We start from the raw sequence: 17,575 nt of genomic DNA, 5'->3' as shown, positions 1-17,575 counted from the left end.
CTCCGAGGCTGTAACCTCAGGTTAGCGCCTGTCAGGTGAAGCCGGGGATCACGGCGCGCCAGGTGCAGTGGCAGTTGATGGCCTGACCGGGAAGGACATGGCCGAACCCGTCCCCAAAATCATGCCCCTCTGCCAGCTTGAACCGTTTGCCCGAGAACGCCTTGTGGCTGGCACGGGGCTCGCGGCCACCGCCGCTGTGCATCCAGATGCCCTCGGTTACGCCAAGCTCGCGCTCGCGTACGCTGCGCATGGTGGCGGTGGCCATGTTGTTCTGGTGCATGGCGATGTGCGCGGCGCGGCGCTTCGTGATGCCCGTCTGCTTCTGCAGCTGGGCGGTGAGCGTCTTCAGGTCCCGGCCGGTGCTGACCGACTGCATCACGAGCGTCTCAACATTGGACAGGTGCTGCTCACCTATCGACCGGATCAGGCCAACGTTCTCTGCGCGCACGGCGTTGTAGGCGTCGCGCATGGTATCGGTCATCTTGAACTTGACCGAGAACCCGCCGCGCCGGAGGCTGGCCTGCAACGTGGTATCGCACCGGTCTTTGATGGCCTGCGCGAAGTAGTCCGCCAGATTGTCCGACAAGGTATCGAACCGCTTGAGCCACTTGCGCGCAAGCAGGTTGAACACGCGCTGCAGGGCCGCCGTGGACGTCTCGTCCGAGCCGAACAGGACCGTCTCCGGCGTGTTCCGCTTCCATGCGGCGCTGATCTCACGCACGATGTCCTTGTGCATGCGCTCGACCTCGGCGACGGCCCGAGCCTCGTACTTCTCACGGATCGGCGCAGATGGCCTGATCGGTGCCAGCGTCACCGGGGCAGGGCGGCGCATGGTCACATGGCCTTGAGCGTGGCGGCAACTCCGGGGTGCAGCTGGCCGGGCACGTCAAGCGGATGAGCCCAGACGGCGGCCGTGTGCTCACCGTTCAACTCAGGATCGAACGGGGCGGAAAGGTCTGCGCGGAAAGTGATGAAGCCGTCACGCACGTCGACGGGAAGGCCGAGCATGACGTCATCGAAGCCCGTCTCTTCGAACAGTTCGCGCATGGCCGCTTCATAGGCGTCCTCGCCAGCATCGATCTTGCCACCTGGCCAGCACCACTTGCCGGGGTGACGGTCGCTGTCGTCGGAACGGCGGAGGAACAGCATGCGGCCATCAGGCAGCGTGCACATGACGCCGGCAGCATGGGCGGTGCGGGCATCCTGCGCGCCGGTGACCTCGTCTTCGTCACCTTCGCCCTCAGTATCCTCGTCGTTGTCCTCAGGGGCGGCGCCTTCGAGGTTCACGCCGTGGTACATGCTGGTTTCGTCGTTGCGGAGGCGCTCGCGCTCCTCCTCGGCATCGACCACGCCATGCTCCAGGTAGATCGCGGCAGCATCGGCATCGGACTTGCGGATGTCCGCCTTGTCCTTGTCGCTCATCTCCCACAGGGATTCGAACTCGAAGGTGATCTCCGGGTCGATGTCACCCCACAGGGACAACTGGACCATGTCGATGATCTTGCGGAGAGGATCGGCGACGACCTTCTCATTGTAGCCGAGAATCGCATCGTAGAAGACGCGGAATTCACCCTCCGAGGACGCATTCAGGCCTTTGGGCGTGATGCCCAGCAGGATCACGAGCGGGATGCTCGACACCGACGACATCTGCTCCTGTGACTGCGCCTGCAGTTCGTGCAGCCCCGCGATCGGTGCCGAGACGTTGGAAAACTCCTCGCTGTTCTTGTTGAGCGCGAAGATGCCCCGGTTGTCGCGGGTGGCGTTGAAAACGTCGAGGCGCTGATAGAGGTTCTGCGTCGCCGTCAGGTTCGCCTGCAGCACCTGGTCCATGTCGGTGGCGAGCACCATCACAGAGAAGGCGTTGACGAGGTCGGACACCGCCTGCCGGGTGCGAAGCCAGTTATCGACGTAGGGCTTGCACATCTGAGTGAGGGATACGCCGCCGAACGCATAGGCGGGCTTGAGCATGTTGGGCACATCGTGGCCTACGAGGGTCAGAAGGCGCGAGGAATGGACCCGGCGACCCGAGACATACCATTCCTTGGGCTTGTAGAAGTCAGGTGCAAGCGGGTCGGTCGAGCCGTAGACGCCCGGATAACTCCACATGGGCTCGACGAGGCGGATGGCCTTGAGGGGCCGCTTCTGCGTGATCTTTTCCTTGCGGATCGCCAGCGGCGCCGCGATCTCGATGTCATCGTTCCAGTCGCCGAAATCGACGAATATCTGCATCCGGCCGAAGTGACATTCCTTCTCGATCGCCTCCCGGAACAAGTCGCGGACCTTCAGGTCTTCCAGTTTTGCGGTGAGTTCCTTCACCTTTTCGTCATCGCCGTGAATCTTGATCCACTTGCGGGTGCAGTGGTCCGCCCAGATCGAGGCGACTTTGCGGTACTCGGCACGCTGGCTGAGCTCGGCGAGGTACGGATATCCGAGGAACCCGAGGCCCTCGTGGAACATCTGGTCCATCCCGTAGGCGGCGAGCATATCGAAGGACGGGGAGACGGCGTCGAAAGCCATGCCCTCCGGCAGAACGCCGGGCATCGGCTCCAGCGCGCGGAACAGGGCTTCCTGATCGAATGCCTGCACGCCGCCGCGATCGGCCTCCCACAGTGCGGCGCGGTGGACCTGCATGGGCTTGCGGTCCTCTGGCGCGGGCGAGGGAAGGGCGATGGCGGCCGGGGCAGTGGTGCCGTTCCAGAAGGCGCGCCACGCAGCGCGAATGCGGTCGAACATGGTCCCTCACAGCGACGGTGTAAGGTCCATGTTACCGGGCAGCGGCACGTGGTATGGCGCGGGCATGGGAATCAAGGTGTCCGATCTCGCCGACGCGCTGGAGCAGTTCATCATCCAGGAGCAGATCCGCAAGCAACTGGCGGAGCAGGTCAGCGACGCCCCATTGCCATCTTCAGAGCATCCGGATGCATCTGGATCGCCGCCTGACCCGGTCCATATGCCATGATGAAGGCGTCGGCGAGGTTCGGGGACGGGCGGGGGCCGCCTACTCGGTTCGGCTTCGCCAGGTCCTTCTTGCTCTCGACCTTGACCTTGCCCGCACCGTCGAAGTCACGCTTGGGCGTGCATAGCTCGTCGATGATCTTTGACAGGTTCGGCATGCCCCCGTCGATGAAGATCATCTCCGACTGATCGAAGCTGTCGGTGCGCACGCCATCCTCGCCGAAGCCGCGAATAGCATTGTGGACGTTGCGCAGCCGGTCGGCGACGCCCCACCATGCCTGCGCCTTGATGTTCGAGAACATGTCCTTGTTGGTGCGGGGAGGGTGGGACCGTGCGTAGATGTCATCGGGCCGGTGCACGGCGCCGCCGGCGTTGAACCCCATGTGGTTGACGTAGCGGCGGGCCGCCTGATGCTCGCGCATGCCGTTCAACTCGTTGATTTTGCCGCCCACACCTGCGCCGACGCCGATGCTGTCGAACATGAGCTCGGCTTCGTGCTCGACCGCGACGTTCCATGCGCGCGTCGCCGACTTGAGCAGTTCGTCTTCGCCGCCCTTCCATAGGTCGGACCACATGGCGAGCGGGCCGTGAGCAAGCACGAGGGCATTGCGATCCGGCCCGTCGTCGGCGACGTCGAAGCCGAGGCGCTTGCGGCCGCTGACCTCGATGCCGAGCTTGGTGTGCGCGTCGACGGCCGACATGACCCACGAGCGCTTGATGACCACGGCGTCATCGTCGTCGCGCGGGACACCGAGGTAGATATGGTTGAACTCCTCCTCGTCCTCGGCTGCCGCTGCGGCGATCACCGCGAGCATCGTCGTGGAGAGGAAGGGGTTCTCGTTGTAGTTGATGCCGCGCACGATCGTCCCCGGCGGCGGGTTCACGACGAACCGGCGCCAGGCGAAGTCGGTGGACAGCTGCGGGTTGAAGATGATCCAGAACTGCGAGCCCTCCTTACGGATGGTCGGCTCCAGCACCTTCCACTGATCCTCGGTGACGGCATGCGCCTCTTCGAGCCAGCAGATGTCGATCCCTTCGAGGGACTTGATCTCGCTGATGTGCCGCCACAGGCCGTAGAACAGGAACTCGCTGCCCGTCCGCTTGTGGACGATGCGGTTGTCGAGGATCCGGAACTGCTCCTGCAGGCCGAAGCGCTCGATCTGGACCTTGAGCAGGGCGTAGACCGATTCCTCGATCTTGTTCTGGAACTGGCGGGCACAGAGGACACGGATCTTGATGTTGCAGGCGAGGAAGATCGCGAAGCCTGCAGCATCCCACGACTTCGACGACGCGCGGCCGCCGTAGAGCACGCGGTTGCGGATAGGCTCGCCACGCTCATTGTTGGCGGCGAGCCAGAACGGCTGCAGGACGGGATTGAGGGTAGGTCCGCCGTTGTGCCCAAGGCCGGGCAGGGGAATGGACGTATGCGCGTTCACAGGTGGACGCGTTTCTCGCGCAGGTTCTGCGCGGCCTGTCGCAGGTAGGCGTAGTGCATCCCGGCCCGGCCGTCCTTCGGTATGAGGCTTTCGATCATGCGCGCGGCGACGAGGTGCGGGGCGCTGGCGAAGCACCGGCCGTCCATGGCGCAGCGGCCCTGATCCGAGCACGAGGGCGCGTAACCCTCGCACGCGAGGATGGCGTTGCCGAAGCGCACCGAGTTGGCACCGTGGCGCAGGTCCCGCTCGGTGACCTTGACCCTCATATCCGCGTTGCCTGTGCGCGGCGCTGGTTGCAGATGCGATGGGCCAGCACGAGGTTATCGAGGTCGTCAGAACCGCCTTCCGATCGCGGGGTAATGTGCTCGATGGTCGGGATCAGCTTATGATGACGCATCCGAAGGCCGAACAGCATCGGTAGCCAGCACCAGCAGCAGGCGTCTCCGTCCCGTTCTCTCAGTGCCTTACGAAGACGACGGCGCCGGCTGGTTAATGCCCAACCACTCATGCGCGCCACCATTTGCGGGTTCCGCAGCGGGTGCAGATCAGCTTGCTGATGCCGCGCTGTCTGTCAGTGACGCGCCCAGTCCGATGCCATGCGTGGATGCCGATCATGCAAAGCAGCTTGCCGATCATGCAGTGCCGTCCTTTGCGGACAGGGCCGCGACCCGAACTGATGCCACGAACCGTGCAAGGTCCATGATGGCCTCGCGCCTCCAGCTTGAGGGCGGATAGTGACGCTCGGCCTGCGCAATGTCCCAGGCGGTAACTTCGGCCTCCTCACCACCCGTCGCGGGCGCTTGCTGGGCGAAGACGAGAGGTAATGCCGCGTCCAGTACAAGCTCTGCGAGTTCGCGGGGTTTGACCGCCGTCATCTGGCGAACTTTACCACCTGCGTAATAGCGATCGGTAATTGCGCGGCGGGCGGCGTCGATCATCGCGTTACGATCAGCCACCACCAACTTGCAAGGATCGCTTGCAGGTTCGGCGCATTCACACGGCTCAACCTTACCGAGACAGCTATCGATGTCGCCGTTCAGCGAGCAGCTGTCGTTGTCGCAGTCGTCGGCATGGCCGAAGATTTCGCCACTGTCGCCGCAATGGAAGCACTTCGGATCCTGACATTCCGCCGCCGGGGCTGGGGCGGGCAGGGAGGCGAGGGCCGCTTCGAATGCTGCACCAGCTAGCTTGTCGTAGACCGTAAGCACCTCGATCGCGTTCGTAGCGATCTTGTGCAGCGTCTCGCGCTCGTCGTTCGTGCTCATGCCTTGTCTCCCAGGTCATCCAGTTCAACCCAGGCAACGACGTGCGCCTCGTGATGCCACATCCACGCGCCGGTCATCACCGCCATCACGGCGATCGTCAGAAAATCAGCCATCTGCATTGCCCTCCTGCGCCTTGCGGAGCCCGCCGTAGAAGTCGTTCAGCGACGGCGGGCTCATGGTCCCATCGCTGGACTGCAGGTCGATCTTGTTCGTGAAGGCGTTGCCCATCTCCTTCGCCGCCTGCTCCAGCAGCTTGGACACCATCGCCATGTTCCCCATGTGCTCCGCCTTCGTGGCCATGCGCTGCAGCGCGCGCAGGCGGGCCGACCGGTTCGCGATCGGGATCGAACTCGCGTCTTCGAGAAACGCCTTGCGCGCCTCCTCGAACATCGTCTTCCACTTGTCGGAGAGATTGCGACCCGCCCGCTTCGTCGGGTTGTAGCTCTCGACCAGCTGCGGGCTCGCATCGACGCCAAGGTCTTCCTTCAGGCTCTTCGACACCATCGTCGGCGTGTCGAACATGGCCAGCGCGTGCACGATGTAGGCCTTCGCCGTGTCGTCGAGACGCCGCTCCGGGCGCTTCCGTTTCGGTTTCAACGCCATATCAAGCCGCCTTCAAATGACAGGTGCCGCACGCGCGAGCGACATCGAGGCGGCTGGTTCCACGGTCCCCGAGCGCGGCCTCCACCATCCGCGACACCTCTGCGGTCGGACCATATCGGGCGACGACACCGACGAACTCTTCAACGTCGTGTCCACGAATCCCGAACGATGGCAGGCCCGCCTGGGTAAACTTCGGCTGGCCGTGATCGTCCTTCTTCTGCGCGCAGTGGTAGAGCTCGTGTTCCACGAGCGCGCAGAAGCTGGCGTCGTCCATGATCGATGCCCACTTGGCGTGGAAGGTCAGGACGAACGTGGGCATGCCGTCGAACCAATCGGCGATCTGCTGCTCGGCGCGGGCGCGCTGCCACTTCCCCATCGCCATGGGCGGCATCAGTTCAGCCTGCCCAATGACCGTCCGCATGTTCCGGCTGTTGTCGACGTTGGTCCACAGGACACCGATGTCCGCGAAGCGCAGGTGCTGGTGATCCGGGTTATGCAGATGCCCCTCGCCATCGATGAAGGTCGAGACGATCCAGTCCCGGAACTTATGGTCGGGAACGAACTGCTCATCATGGGCTTCCATTAGAGCGGCGGGCGGCTGGGGCCTCGATTTCACTGCCGTTTTCTTCATGAAAAAATCTTTGCCTGAGTTGGTTCAAAATTGTTCCGGCTATGCGCAGCTAGGAATTCAGCCGCTTTCCGAGGCTCTTGCGCTCGGCGATCGAGACGTCAGCTTCCCGTAACCAGCGTATCACGGTGCCCTTCGATACCTGGTAGTGGTCGGCCATGGCGCGCAGGCTCAGGCGTCCGGATATCGTCGTCAGGTCGGTCGGCGTATCCTTGCGGCGCGCACCACGCGGGGCAGGGCAACGCTCGCGCTTCCACTGGGCGACCGTGCGGCGGGACAGGCCGAAGAACTTCTCGGCGTTGCGCACGCCCGTCTCCGCGACCGAGGCGAACCCGGCGGGGACTTCGCCGGGGGCAATGTCGTACTCGTACCGGAAGCCCAGGTTGATCGCGATCTTCACGATATGGTCGGAGGTCACTACCCGGTTGTTCCGGCGCCAGTGATCGCCCTTGGGGTTGAAGCTGCCATCGTGGTTGCAGCGGTGGATCGAGCCGTAGCGGCGCAGGTAGTCCGCAGACCGTCCGACGAACGACATGTCGCGGGCATGCATCAGCGGGCGCTCGGCAAAGCCGGTGCGGCGCATCCCGGTCCCGGCCGAGGGCTTGGCGCGGTGGTGCTTGGCCATCCCGCACTCGCGGCGCCAGCGGGTCAGCGTGCTCAGCGAAGTCTTGTAGTGCTTGGCCGCTCCCTGCGATCCGAGGCGGCGCAGGATCTCGGCAAAGTCGTCGGGAACACCGCGGCGCATCTTCGCGTGCCCGCACTTGATGCACGAGCCGCGTGAGTGCGGGCTGATCGGCGTGCCGCAGGCGCAGATGTTGGCAGATGATACCGGCGCGGCATCGGTGGTGGTGACTTCCCCCGCGTACATTCAGGACCTCGCGTACTTGAGATTGAAAATGCTGGTGGTCGACAAGGTCGCCAGCCAGGTATCCTTCGCCAGGACCGTGGCGATGCGCCTGCCAGTGATGACGACATGCTGGCCGGTCCCGAGCTTCACGTAGGGCGCTCCAAAGTCTGCGGCTTTCACGAACGCAGGACCCGAGAGCGCGGCGACGATCTCGCTATCCGGCATGTCGCGGACCCGCTCGCGGTAGCGCGCAATGGCGTGGCGCGAGACTATGACCCCCAGCTCCATGGATTAGGCCTTTGCAGGGATGCGCGAAGTGTACCGGCCGCCGTCCTCGCGGCGCAGGTGGCCGCGCGTCTCGGCAACTTCGAGCCAGGACACCGGCAGGCCATCGATCTCCGACTGGTCCACGTCGCCGGCGGCGAGGCGGGCCATCATCTCCTCGAATCGGGCCTGTCTCTCCCAGCGTGCGGCGACCGTGGCTTCGCGGCGAACCCGCACTGCATCGTCGTTCCGCTCCCAGCCTTCCGCCAAGCGCAGGCACTCGGCGATCGAAGGGAACCACTCGCATTCGGTGATGGCCCGGTCAGCGATGAAGCTGATCTGATCCTTCGGGAGGTTGCCGAGCTTCTTCTGGTAGGTTGAGATCAGGAGCTTTCCGCTGATGTCATCGGAATTGCGCTTCGGCAGGTTCGCCAGCAGCACACGCAGGCACTGGTTGAAATGCTGGGCGTCGCACGGCTCAGGTGCGGGCAACGGAGCGGCCGCGAGAGCCTGGACCGCCGCCAGCATCCCATCGTCCAAGCGGTTCGCCAAAGCCGTCGAGCCCAAGCTGGCGATCGAGCTCAGCGATAGCTCCGTCACGAGGGCGCCCGGCATTCCGGGGAGCAGGCGACCTACCGTCGTTCCGATGTGTTCCATTGCCGTACCGTCCTTCCTCTTGTGCTCGGCGGAGCCAGTTCCGCCAGGTTGCGTCCCAATCGGACTTCACGCCCTTCACGCCGGGCGCGCCCTTGGCCCAATCCCGGAATTTCGAGAGTTCCCGCTCGATCGCACCCACCGGCCATGCCGAAACCTCGTCGGCTGTCGGGCCATCCAGAGCGGCGGGCTCCCAGGCTGCCGGAAGCCGGGTTCCCTTACGCGCGGGCGGGGTTGGGTTTTCCGGGTGGGTAGGGGTGGTGGGGTTAGAATTATTTTCATTGGGGAGGAGGGGAAGGGAGGGTTCGTCCTGGACAATCCCGGGACCGTCCGTGGATTGTCCTTGGACCGTCCGTGGATTGTCCGTGGACTGTCCTTGGACATTGTCGGACACAAAGCGCGCGGCTTGGCGTTCGGCGCGCTTGCGGGCTGCATCCTTCGCCTTCTTCCCGTCCAAGGCTTCATCACGCGCAGCAATCTGCGCCTCACGCTCTTCAATGGCGCGGACGGCGATGAGGATCGCCTCCATGGGGGCACCGGCATCGCTCATGGCCTGCATGAGTTCAGAGATCTTCACCGAGGGGCGCCACCGATCTGGAAGAGGAACCGGCCGTTGATAAGCGGAATGAACTCTACCGTCGGCGCAGCGAACAAGCGGTCGTTGAAGCCGAGGCGGTCAGCGATCCCGTCGAGGTAGGCCTTGGCGGCAGCAACCGTGTTGTCACGGTCGGGGTAGACGCCAGCGGCCTTGCGGCTGACGATGATGTGCACGGGCACACTGGCGCCGGGCACGAAGCTGCGCCAGGCGGGATCCGCCATGGTGGCGTGAAACGCCCACGTCCGGTGTTGGCTTACCCGGGCCGATGCCGCCTGCTTCGTCGCAGGGCGTCGGTTCGGCCACAGGTAGGCATGGGGATAGGGGAGATCGACCTCGATCACGCGCGGCGCTCCGTACGCAGCAGGTCGCGCATGCCGTACCGTACAGCCTTGCGCTCCAGCATGGCCAACTTGCGGCGCGTCGCCTCGATCTGCCCGGGCAGGTACTTCCGACGCTCGTATTCCTGTTTCGGCGTCACGAGAGCACCGCCTGTGCGCGTTCAACGGCGAGCGTGACCTCGGCGAGCGCATTGCGCGCGCGGGAAACATGCTCGTCGGCCGCGAGCTCGGCGATGGCGCGGCGCACACGTTCCCGCACGGTCCACGAATCAGCCTTCTCCGGCAGACCGAGGGCGGACAGCAGGGGCACCAGCTGCTTGCGAAGCTCCTCGGCTTCGGCATGCGCGTCGACAAGGATCTTCTCGGCCTTCTCCCGCGCGTGCTTCGCCGGGTCGATGCCCTCCGCCATGTCGGCGGCAAGCCGGGCGAGCGCATATCCGATCTCGTTGCCGCGCGCCCTGGTGAACCGGTCGCGGGCGTGGCGGGCGAGACCATCCTGCTCGTACTTCGGTAGCTCCGGCCGGGGCTCCTGCGACGGATGGCAGGTCAGCAGCTTCGCCATCGCCTGGATCGAGCAGGCGGAGCCGATGTTGGTCGCCCGACGCTCGGTGCGCCAGCCGCGACCGGTGCGGAACATGACGCCGCACTCAGCCGGGATCTCGTCGGCCTTGGCGATACCGTGGGGCATCGCGAACGTCACCGACTGGCAGTGTTCCTGGTACTTGCGCCACTTGCCGCTGTTGAGGTCGCTCAGCAGGTCCGAGCGCGAAACCTTGATCTCGTAGGCAAGGATTTGCGGGCAGTCGTAGCGGTAGCGCGGAAACGCCATGATATCGGGGCGCGGCCCGGACCATGCGCCGATGGTCGCATTGAGCCATGTCCAGCACTTGCCGTCGTTGCGCAGCTTGCGCGCGAGATCTGCGGCAAGGGCGTCATGCCCCCAAGGGGCTAGAGCCGTAGCCATCAGTCGATCCCCAACGCGGCCTTGTAGGTGTCGAGGAGCATCTCCATTTCGCGGCGGTCGTCGGGCTTCATCTTCCGAAGCTGGACAACCATGCGCATCATGCGCGTGTCGTAGCCAACGGCCTTGCCCTCGTTGTAGACGTCGCGGATATCGTCGCCGACGCCCTTCTTCTCTTCTTCCAGGCGCTCGATGCGCTCGATCAGAAGGCGGAGGCGATCGTCAGTGGTTTCGGCCATAACAGGTCCTTCAGAGCATCAACATTTGGTCGTCGCGATCGGCGCTGCCAGCGATCCAGTCGGCGCGAGCCTTGCGGGCCGCGTGCAAATCGCGGAGGGCATCGGCCTCTTCGGCATCGGCAGCAGCACGCTTGATGGCGGCGCGGCGGACGCGGTTCTCGGCAATGCGGACCACCGCCTCCAAGCTATCGAGCGTTGGAGCCACGACCGGCATTGCGGCCATGAGCTTCTCGGCTTCCGCTACCCCCGCTTCCATGGCATCAGGCCGTCGGCCGTAGTTTCGCCAGCTGCTCGTCGATCGCGTCGCGCGCCTTCTCCAGCTGCTTACGGTTCGCGCGCACGGCTTCGAGGTCGATCTCGTCGCAGGTCGTCAGAGCATCGGACATTGTGACCGCCGCCTGCAGAATCGCATGGGCAGACGCACGGTCGTCGGTCGGGACCGGACGGCTACCCTCGACGAAGCGGCGGATCGGGCCGATGAAGTGTCCGTTCCACTCACGCCATGCCGCGAGCAGGCTGAAAGCGTCCATGCCGCTCAGGCCCTTGCGGTAGTTCCCGGCCATGTCCTCGCTCTTGCCGAGAATGCGACCGAGATCCTCGTCGGTGTAGCCGTTCTCTTCCTTGATCGCCTGCAGCGAGGCGGCGATCACCTCACGGGCGTTTGATGCGGAAAATATGCTGCGCTGCGGCGTAGATTGTCGGGTCACAGTTGGGATACCTCGGCGGCATGAGTGGACATGTGAACAGAATCGCCCGAGCCGCTGGGCAGGGGGTAGATGGACAGCGGCTCGGGCGCGGCCGGGGGATGCCCGGCCGTCGGGAGGTCGAGGGGTGCGATCTTCACGAGCGCCAGGTACAGGCACAGCATCATGCCGGCCGCGAGAAGCAGGTATCCGAAGGCGAGGCGGACCATGGGTCAGTGCCTCACGAATTCTACGGGGCGGTCCATCGTCCAGCACAGGCCGCAGGTGCCGCAGCAGTCGGTCTTGCCGGTCTGGACCGGGCACAGGACATGCTGGCTGTCGGCAGCGGTGTCGATCACGAGACTGTCGATCCCGGAAAACCGTACTACCCACCGGTCGGGCCAATCGTAGTTCAGCGCCGCGACGGCCGATCCGATGTCGTCCTCGGGATCACGCGCGGTGAAACCGAACACGTGCAGCTGCGGCACTTCGGCCAGCAGGTTCGCCCACAGGTCGACATAAGCAAGACTGTAGAAGTCGCCCAGGATATGCAGACGGACCGCGAAGCCGTTGGGATGACGCTCGGCAAGAGAGAGCGCTTCGGCGATCAGGCGAACCTCGAGGTCGATCCCGGCTACGTGCCGACGCGACCAATTCATATTGTTGCCGTAGCAGGTCGACCACTCGCCACAGGTGCGGGGGCAGGTCGCGCGCTCTTCCAAGGTCAGGGTGTAGAGCGGAAAGCCCTTCCAGCGGCCTTTCGTGATGCGCTTGCCGATCTTGCGCTGGTTCTCGCCGGAGACGAGCAGGCGGGGGCTAACGTCGGGGTGGACGACGCGCGACCGGAACAGGGTCCGCCCCTCGCGGATCGCAGGATGGTCCGGCATCAGCGCGATGCGCGCGCCGCCGCCCTTAACGGGCTTGTTCGCGATCCGGTGGAGAGGGCCGCCGTAAGCGACCTGGCGCGCCGCGCTCACGCGTTCGCGCTCTGCGTGCGTGATGCCGAAAGCAGAGCTTGCGCCGCGATCATTGTACGCTTGTCAGGAACAATCTCGTTGCGCTCTAGGCGGGAGATCGACGACTGGTGCAGGCCAAGCCGATCTGCCATCTCGGCCTGCGAGATGTTCAGCGCTTTCCTGATTTCAAGGATGCTGTCCATGTCGCGCATTTATGCGCATACGCATTATGCGGTCAAGCGTGATTATGCGTCCGCGCTTTTTACCCAGCGGCGCTTTGAGATTATGCGTCACGCATGACCAAGCAACTAGCCCGCAAAATTAGCGCGATTCGTACGACCTTAGGTTTAAGCCAGGCGGAATTCGCTGAGCGACTAGGCGTGTCGCAGTCGACCGCCGGCAGGTGGGAAAAAGGGTCAATCCCGGCCGGCGACTTGTTGCACGCGATCGCCGCCATGGCGAACACAACGGTACAACGCCTGCTTGGCACCGAGGACCTCGGTATCTCACTCAGCGGACCGTCATCACCGCAAGCCGCGATAAATGTTCCCGTTCTTCTTCCTAATGCAAGCGCATTGGCCGAGATGTTCGCGGGCTTGCTGGCCGCGATTGATGTAGACCCTGATGAGGACGAACGCGCTCAGCGGCTCGCAATGAGCTTTCCAAGTGCTTTTCAAGCAACCTTATTTCTTCAAGAGCTTCCGGGGTCCGATAAGCCGATAGATCCCGAAGGGCCGCCTCGTGTTGGCGGCTTAGATCAACAACTGAAGCCATGACGGTAGCGCAGCGCAGGGAGCATCGCTGGCAGCCAGCTTCGCATGCGGGCTCGCCGAGAATGTATGTCCGACTGCTCCACATCGACTCGACTCCTTGTTCTCTTTCTGTTCTCATATGGGGGTGATGGTGTCTAGGATTTTTCCTACGGTCATAGGTGGGGCGTTGGCCATTTTCTCGCTCGCAGGTGCCTCTGCTGCGCCGACTTTGGCGGCGATCGACAACGTTTTTGTTCGCAAAATGGTGTCGCTGAACGTCGATATGATTTGCCAGGAAATCTCTTTCCGTGACTACAATGAGAGCATGGCTGCGCTAGATCGCCAGCGTAGGCGCGAGCTCTTTGGATTATACGGCGGCCCGCCTCCACGCGATATCGCTATGGGCGGCGCATTAAGAGCCAGAATTGATACCCTCACGAAAGCTAAAGTGAGGGCTATGACGCCCCATCATGACACGAGGGAAATCCCATCGTGCGCGAGGCGACCATAGGAACTTCGTCGGTCGCGCCATAGATAACCCGCAGGCCCCGCTTCGGCGGGGATTTTTGCGTGGAGCTCAGTCGCGCATTAAAATGCGTCTGCGCATATTTTGACGCTTGACGATATGCGTATGCGCATTTAGTCATGATCTCAACAGCCCAGCAGTGAGCCGCAAGCGCAGACCTGCCGGGACCTTTGTTGGAGATCACGCCAGTGTCCACCACCACGAAATTCACACCGGGGCCGTTCGTTGCGGTTGAATGGGATTGCGAACCCAGGTTCAACGATGACGGCAATCGGTTCTGGGGCATCAAGCCGGAAAAGTTCTGCGCTGGCGCCCAATTTCTCGAAGCCTCCGGATGGATGACGGAGGCGAACGCCCGCCTACTCGCCGCCGCGCCTGAGCTTTACGCTCTCGCCATCCGTGCGGAAACTCTGCTGCCGATGCTGGGCGATGTTCCGGCGGCGCAGCGGCTCATGGCTGACTTGAGCGCCGCTCTCGCCAAAGCACGCGGGGAGGCCTGAACCATGGGCATCCACACCAAGATCGTTGCTGCAAGCGAGGCTCCGGCCGCCCTGATTGTCGGCAGCGCCGTGAGCATCTTCCTTCCCGAAACCCTGACGCGCCGTTTTCTGGAGGCGCTGCTCGAAGTCGCTGCCGAGCGTAAGGGCTGGCTCAAGGCCAACCCGGTCAGCACTGCTGGCTCGCAGTCGTTCTTCCAGAAGTACATCGACGATCGCCGCCGCGAGCACGACCGGCTCGCGGGCATCGTCAGCGCCGCGAACACGCTGCTCGAGCCCGAGGCCCACGACAGCCTCTATCTCGAGATCGCTGCTTCCGACCTCGACAACTATCTCGACGAGGACGGTGGCAAACTAGAGCGCGCGGCCTGGGCTTTGACCCGTGGCGGTGCAGCGTGAAGGACGTCACTCTTAACGGCCGCCCGGCCATGTCGGAGGCGCGACGCCAGCACATCTACGGCCCGCTCCAGCGCGAGACGACCCTCTCCAAGGTTCAGTCGATCATCGACAACCGGCCCGAGGATGAGCCCCACCCGCTGTTCGGCGCGATCATCTTCGCTGGTCTGTCCGGCATCCTGATCGTCACCGGAACCCTCTTCTACATCGCTACCGGAGGCGCCCTGTGAACGCGCAGACCAAAATCGAACCAGCGGCCGCAACTGCAGTCCCGGCTGTCTACACGGCAATATCTGACGTGATGCTCGCTTGTTCCAAGGAAGGCCTGTCGAAGGACAGGAAGAACCAGCAGCAGAACTACCAGTTCCGCGGCATCGATGACGTCTACAACCTGCTGTGCGGCATTCTCGCTGAGAACAGGCTCGTTATCCTTCCCGACGTCGAGAAGATGGAGCGTGAAGAACGTCAGACCCAAAAGGGCGGCGTCATCACCTACACGATTCTGACGGTCCGCTTCAAGCTGGTGTCAGCAATCGACGGCTCGTTTGATTACGTGCGGACTGTCGGAGAGGCGATGGATACCGCCGATAAGAGCGCCAATAAAGCGCAATCGGCCGCCATGAAATACGCCGAACTGCAGGTCTTCCAAATCCCGACCGAGGGCGACAACGACGCCGACGCCACGACGCATACCGTGGCGCCGCGTCAGCAGTCCCACCAGCAGCGCGGCGAACCGCTGATTTCTCGCCCGCAGTGGGCCAAGATCACCGATCTGCTCAAGGTCACCGGTGCGAAGACGAAGGTGATCCTAGATCACTACGATATCGCGGACTTGCAGGACCTGACCGATCGCCAGGCCATCAAGGTCATAAACCAGCTGGAAGACAAGCTGGCTGAGATGGCGAAGTCCGAAACGAACCGTGCCGGTGAAACCGACGGCAACTCCAACAACGACACGCGCCGTGGCGGTCGGAACGAGGGCGCCCGTGGCGGCTCCGAGTTCGGCGACATCGACGACAGCGACGTCCCCTTCTGAAAGGCCCAACCATGCAGTACCAGTCCAGCAAGGGCGCGGTCGAAATCTCGACTATGCCGCTCTCCTACGCGAAGAACGCCCTCAACAAGCTCAGCCGCACCGAGCCGGGCCGCACCGCTGAGATAGAGGCGCTGCAGGCGCATGTCGACAAGCTGACGGCCGAGTTCGAAGCCGCTGCGCTCGCCGGTGGCGATGATACGAACCCCCGGGCCGTCATGGGCGACAACAACCCGCCTGCCGAGGAGCAGGTGACCATCGAGCCCAAGTGGGAAGCCGTCCAGATCCACATGGATGACCTGCTCGTCGAAGCGAAAAACTGGGCAGACGGCGTCGCCATCGAGAATCAGGCGCAGGCCGATGCCGTCGCATCGCTCCGCCAGCGTCTGCAGGAGGCGACGAGCCTCGCTGACGATGCTCGCAAGATCGAAAAGGCTCCGATCGACCTCAAGGTCACCGAGATCCAGGATCGCTACAACGCCTACATCGCGCCGATGAAGAACCGGAAGCCTGGTTCCGTGGTGAAGGCCGCATACGCCCTTGGAAACCTTCTGACCCCGTGGCTGCAGAAGCAGGAGGCGGAGAAGCTCAAGCGCGAGCGTCTGGCGCGCGCGGAGGCCGATAAGGCCACTGCCGCAGCGCTTGAGGCGCACAAGGAAGCCGCAGGCTCCAGCGACCTCGGCGCGATCGAAGAAGCTGCCGAGCTCATGCAGCACGCGGAAGATGCCGCAGCCGCTGCCCGCCGCGTCGAGCGCGAAAAGGTGCAGGCCCACGGCGAAGTTCGCGCCGTCTCCATGCGCTCGTACTGGCGCGCGGAGATGATCGAGGGGCAGGGGGGCGCCGTCGTTCGGCATTACATCGAACGTCATCCCGATCGCTTCCGCGCTGCTCTCAAGGTCCTTGTCGATGAGGATGTTGCGGCAGGTGTCCGCTCGATCCCCGGCGTCAACATCATCGAAGATCGAAAGGTCGCCTGATCATGACCGACACGAATATCAAGTTCGCCCTCAACTACGGCTATGCCCCGACCGCACCGTTCTGGCTCGTCTGGAACGAAGCGGGCTTCGCTCCGAAGTTCAAGCATTCGACCCCCACCTCAGCAGAGCAGGAGGCGGCGCGCCTCGCGGCGCTCAACCCTGGCACGGAATTTCACGTGTTGGTCGTGCTCGCCACGATCGGCACGAGTACCGAAATCGTCGGCACCCGCTTCGACCCGTTGCGCACGCCCCCGGCGCCCGCGATCGACCTTCCTCCGCCTGCGCCTCCGGAGATCGAGCGCGCTGAAAGCCCGGTGCCTCCTGCCTTTCTGAGCGATGCCGCTCTCGACGCGGAGCCCTTCTGACATGGCGGGCTCAGTCAACAAGGTCATCATCCTCGGCCACTTGGGCGCGGATCCGGAGATCAAGTCGTTCCAGAACGGCGGGCGTATCGCGACCTTCCGTGTCGCCACCTCGGAAAGCTGGAAGGACCGCCAGACCGGCGACCGCAAGGAGCGCACCGAGTGGCACAGCGTCACCATCGGCAGCGACGGCCTTGTTAGTGTCGCCGAGCGCTTCCTGCGCAAGGGCTCGAAGGTCTACATCGAGGGCCAGCTGCGCACCCGCAAGTGGCAGGATCAGAACGGCAACGACCGTTACACCACCGAGGTCAGCGTCGGCGGGCACGGCGGGGTCATGACCATGCTCGATAATAAGCCGGACGATCAGCGCGGCGGCGACTGGGGCGGCGATCAGCGCAGCCGGTCGAACGATCGCGGCGGGCAGGGCGGCGGGCGCTGGGCTGATGGCGGCCGTGGCGACCGCAAGGTCTACGATGACAATCGTGGTGGCTGGCAAGACAACGGCCGTGATGGTCGTAACGGCTCCGCCAACGATGGCTGGGGCAACAGCAATGGCGGCGGCGGGTTCGGTGACGACCTTGACGACGACATTCCATTTTGAGGTG

The 17,575-nt window shown here is 63.8% G+C and carries 29 protein-coding genes; 8 read left to right on the top strand and 21 right to left on the bottom strand.

Annotated features, from left to right (window positions below; genetic code table 11):
* Positions 1–31: 31 nt before the first annotated feature.
* The 21 genes from BES08_RS05830 to BES08_RS05745 form a co-directional block, all read right to left on the bottom strand.
* Complete coding sequence (locus BES08_RS05830) at positions 32–832, bottom strand: phage head morphogenesis protein (protein WP_083274590.1); 801 nt, start codon at positions 830–832, stop codon at positions 32–34.
* A gap of 2 nt (positions 833–834) precedes the next feature.
* Positions 835–2,733, bottom strand: coding sequence for a phage portal protein (locus BES08_RS34615; RefSeq protein ID WP_069707788.1), 1,899 nt, complete (start codon positions 2,731–2,733; stop codon positions 835–837).
* A 149-nt stretch (positions 2,734–2,882) separates the two neighbouring features.
* Positions 2,883–4,391, bottom strand: coding sequence for a PBSX family phage terminase large subunit (locus BES08_RS05820; RefSeq protein ID WP_197524425.1), 1,509 nt, complete (start codon positions 4,389–4,391; stop codon positions 2,883–2,885).
* Complete coding sequence (locus BES08_RS05815) at positions 4,388–4,657, bottom strand: hypothetical protein (protein WP_069707787.1); 270 nt, start codon at positions 4,655–4,657, stop codon at positions 4,388–4,390. Before BES08_RS05815 ends, BES08_RS05820 begins: the two co-directional genes overlap by 4 nt.
* Entirely contained in the window at positions 4,654–4,788 is a 135-nt protein-coding gene (locus BES08_RS34655) for an HNH endonuclease (protein WP_420873464.1), read from the bottom strand. Before BES08_RS34655 ends, BES08_RS05815 begins: the two co-directional genes overlap by 4 nt.
* A 107-nt stretch (positions 4,789–4,895) precedes the next feature.
* Positions 4,896–5,027 carry a hypothetical protein gene (locus tag BES08_RS34470; RefSeq protein ID WP_268957457.1) on the bottom strand — a complete coding sequence of 44 codons (132 nt, stop codon included), beginning with the start codon at positions 5,025–5,027 and terminating at the stop codon, positions 4,896–4,898.
* Entirely contained in the window at positions 5,024–5,656 is a 633-nt protein-coding gene (locus BES08_RS05810) for a hypothetical protein (RefSeq protein WP_069707786.1), read from the bottom strand. Before BES08_RS05810 ends, BES08_RS34470 begins: the two co-directional genes overlap by 4 nt.
* A 105-nt stretch (positions 5,657–5,761) precedes the next feature.
* Positions 5,762–6,259: a DUF2280 domain-containing protein gene (locus BES08_RS05805; RefSeq protein ID WP_069707785.1), complete on the bottom strand. Its 498-nt coding sequence runs from the start codon at positions 6,257–6,259 to the stop codon at positions 5,762–5,764.
* Between the two features lies 1 nt (position 6,260).
* On the bottom strand, positions 6,261–6,890 hold the full coding sequence (locus BES08_RS05800; protein ID WP_197524424.1) for a putative metallopeptidase: 630 nt from the start codon (positions 6,888–6,890) through the stop codon (positions 6,261–6,263).
* Between the two features lie 49 nt (positions 6,891–6,939).
* The gene (locus BES08_RS05795) at positions 6,940–7,755 is read right to left on the bottom strand and encodes a hypothetical protein (RefSeq protein ID WP_069707783.1); all 816 of its coding nucleotides are present in this window, start codon (positions 7,753–7,755) and stop codon (positions 6,940–6,942) included.
* Complete coding sequence (locus BES08_RS05790; protein ID WP_069707782.1) at positions 7,756–8,022, bottom strand: hypothetical protein; 267 nt, start codon at positions 8,020–8,022, stop codon at positions 7,756–7,758.
* A gap of 3 nt (positions 8,023–8,025) precedes the next feature.
* Positions 8,026–8,655: a hypothetical protein gene (locus tag BES08_RS05785; protein WP_156799775.1), complete on the bottom strand. Its 630-nt coding sequence runs from the start codon at positions 8,653–8,655 to the stop codon at positions 8,026–8,028.
* Positions 8,656–9,225: 570 nt separating this feature from the next.
* Positions 9,226–9,591, bottom strand: a complete 366-nt coding sequence (locus tag BES08_RS05780; protein WP_156799774.1) for a hypothetical protein — start codon at positions 9,589–9,591, stop codon at positions 9,226–9,228.
* Positions 9,588–9,728 (bottom strand): hypothetical protein, encoded by a 141-nt coding sequence (locus tag BES08_RS32675; RefSeq protein ID WP_156799773.1) that lies wholly within the window; start codon positions 9,726–9,728, stop codon positions 9,588–9,590. Before BES08_RS32675 ends, BES08_RS05780 begins: the two co-directional genes overlap by 4 nt.
* Positions 9,725–10,552: an MmcB family DNA repair protein gene (locus BES08_RS05775; protein ID WP_069707779.1), complete on the bottom strand. Its 828-nt coding sequence runs from the start codon at positions 10,550–10,552 to the stop codon at positions 9,725–9,727. Before BES08_RS05775 ends, BES08_RS32675 begins: the two co-directional genes overlap by 4 nt.
* On the bottom strand, positions 10,552–10,788 hold the full coding sequence (locus BES08_RS05770) for a DUF2312 domain-containing protein (protein WP_069707778.1): 237 nt from the start codon (positions 10,786–10,788) through the stop codon (positions 10,552–10,554). Before BES08_RS05770 ends, BES08_RS05775 begins: the two co-directional genes overlap by 1 nt.
* A gap of 10 nt (positions 10,789–10,798) precedes the next feature.
* Positions 10,799–11,011, bottom strand: a complete 213-nt coding sequence (locus BES08_RS05765; RefSeq protein ID WP_156799772.1) for a hypothetical protein — start codon at positions 11,009–11,011, stop codon at positions 10,799–10,801.
* A 37-nt stretch (positions 11,012–11,048) separates the two neighbouring features.
* Positions 11,049–11,495, bottom strand: a complete 447-nt coding sequence (locus BES08_RS05760; protein WP_156799771.1) for a hypothetical protein — start codon at positions 11,493–11,495, stop codon at positions 11,049–11,051.
* Positions 11,492–11,701 carry a hypothetical protein gene (locus BES08_RS05755; RefSeq protein ID WP_069707775.1) on the bottom strand — a complete coding sequence of 70 codons (210 nt, stop codon included), beginning with the start codon at positions 11,699–11,701 and terminating at the stop codon, positions 11,492–11,494. The genes BES08_RS05760 and BES08_RS05755 overlap by 4 nt, the downstream gene beginning before the upstream one ends.
* 3 nt (positions 11,702–11,704) lie before the next feature.
* The gene (locus tag BES08_RS05750; protein WP_069707774.1) at positions 11,705–12,448 is read right to left on the bottom strand and encodes a hypothetical protein; all 744 of its coding nucleotides are present in this window, start codon (positions 12,446–12,448) and stop codon (positions 11,705–11,707) included.
* Complete coding sequence (locus BES08_RS05745) at positions 12,445–12,639, bottom strand: type II toxin-antitoxin system RelB family anti-toxin (RefSeq protein WP_069707773.1); 195 nt, start codon at positions 12,637–12,639, stop codon at positions 12,445–12,447. Before BES08_RS05745 ends, BES08_RS05750 begins: the two co-directional genes overlap by 4 nt.
* An 84-nt stretch (positions 12,640–12,723) precedes the next feature.
* On the opposite strand from BES08_RS05745, the gene BES08_RS05740 reads away from it, so the two are divergent.
* From BES08_RS05740 to ssb, 8 genes are all read left to right on the top strand, one after another.
* Positions 12,724–13,203 carry a helix-turn-helix transcriptional regulator gene (locus BES08_RS05740; protein WP_069707772.1) on the top strand — a complete coding sequence of 160 codons (480 nt, stop codon included), beginning with the start codon at positions 12,724–12,726 and terminating at the stop codon, positions 13,201–13,203.
* A gap of 690 nt (positions 13,204–13,893) precedes the next feature.
* Positions 13,894–14,205 (top strand): XkdD/Y8K6 family phage-associated protein, encoded by a 312-nt coding sequence (locus BES08_RS05730; RefSeq protein ID WP_069707770.1) that lies wholly within the window; start codon positions 13,894–13,896, stop codon positions 14,203–14,205.
* 3 nt (positions 14,206–14,208) lie between these two features.
* Positions 14,209–14,601 carry a hypothetical protein gene (locus tag BES08_RS05725; RefSeq protein ID WP_069707769.1) on the top strand — a complete coding sequence of 131 codons (393 nt, stop codon included), beginning with the start codon at positions 14,209–14,211 and terminating at the stop codon, positions 14,599–14,601.
* Positions 14,598–14,828 carry a hypothetical protein gene (locus BES08_RS05720; RefSeq protein ID WP_069707768.1) on the top strand — a complete coding sequence of 77 codons (231 nt, stop codon included), beginning with the start codon at positions 14,598–14,600 and terminating at the stop codon, positions 14,826–14,828. The genes BES08_RS05725 and BES08_RS05720 overlap by 4 nt, the downstream gene beginning before the upstream one ends.
* Positions 14,825–15,634 (top strand): ERF family protein, encoded by an 810-nt coding sequence (locus BES08_RS05715; protein WP_069707767.1) that lies wholly within the window; start codon positions 14,825–14,827, stop codon positions 15,632–15,634. Before BES08_RS05720 ends, BES08_RS05715 begins: the two co-directional genes overlap by 4 nt.
* An 11-nt stretch (positions 15,635–15,645) precedes the next feature.
* Positions 15,646–16,608: a hypothetical protein gene (locus BES08_RS05710; RefSeq protein WP_069707766.1), complete on the top strand. Its 963-nt coding sequence runs from the start codon at positions 15,646–15,648 to the stop codon at positions 16,606–16,608.
* A 2-nt stretch (positions 16,609–16,610) separates the two neighbouring features.
* The gene (locus tag BES08_RS32670; protein ID WP_069707765.1) at positions 16,611–16,973 is read left to right on the top strand and encodes a hypothetical protein; all 363 of its coding nucleotides are present in this window, start codon (positions 16,611–16,613) and stop codon (positions 16,971–16,973) included.
* 1 nt (position 16,974) lies between these two features.
* Complete coding sequence (gene ssb / locus BES08_RS05700; RefSeq protein ID WP_069707764.1) at positions 16,975–17,571, top strand: single-stranded DNA-binding protein; 597 nt, start codon at positions 16,975–16,977, stop codon at positions 17,569–17,571.
* Positions 17,572–17,575: the final 4 nt, after the last annotated feature.

Origin of the sequence: Novosphingobium resinovorum (genome assembly GCF_001742225.1) — a bacterium.
GTDB lineage: Bacteria > Pseudomonadota > Alphaproteobacteria > Sphingomonadales > Sphingomonadaceae > Novosphingobium > Novosphingobium resinovorum_A.
Note: the sequence above shows the minus strand (reverse complement) of the source record. Positions and strands in the feature narration are given on the sequence as shown.